Raw genomic sequence first — 432 nt, forward strand, 5'->3', positions numbered from 1 at the left:
GAGCTGTACGAGGCGGCCGAACTGGACGGCGCGAACCTCCTCCAGCGCGTCCGGCACGTCACGATCCCGCAGACACGGTTCGTCATCCTGATGCTGATGCTCCTTCAGATCATCGCCACCATGCAGGTGTTCACCGAACCGTTCGTCATCACCGGCGGCGGCCCGGAGGACGCCACCGTCACCGTCCTGTACCTCATCTACAAATACGCCTTCCTCTACAACGACTTCGGCGGCGCCTGCGCCCTCAGCGTCCTGCTCCTGCTGCTGCTCGGCGCCTTCTCCGCCCTCTACCTGCGGCTCACCCGCTCCGAGGGGGACGTATGAGCGGCACCCGCACCCTGATCTCCCCGGCCGCCCTCGCCCGCCCGCGCGGAAAGGCCCTCTACTGGACGGTGTTCACGGCCGTCGTCGTCCTCTTCGCGCTCGCCTTCC

At 67.4% G+C, this 432-nt stretch carries 1 protein-coding gene and 1 pseudogene; both read left to right on the forward strand.

Features of this window, described 5'->3' with window-relative positions; genetic code table 11:
• Positions 1 to 324 (forward strand): carbohydrate ABC transporter permease (locus CCN44_RS47155; protein WP_244204073.1); only part of this gene is annotated, 324 nt, incomplete at its 5' end.
• Positions 321 to 432 (forward strand): annotated as a pseudogene (locus CCN44_RS47160) (carbohydrate ABC transporter permease); the annotation flags it as partial. The gene CCN44_RS47155 and the pseudogene CCN44_RS47160, both read left to right, overlap by 4 nt.

Origin of the sequence: Streptomyces tricolor (assembly GCF_002155905.1) — a bacterium.
GTDB classification, from domain to species: Bacteria; Actinomycetota; Actinomycetes; order Streptomycetales; family Streptomycetaceae; genus Streptomyces; species Streptomyces tricolor.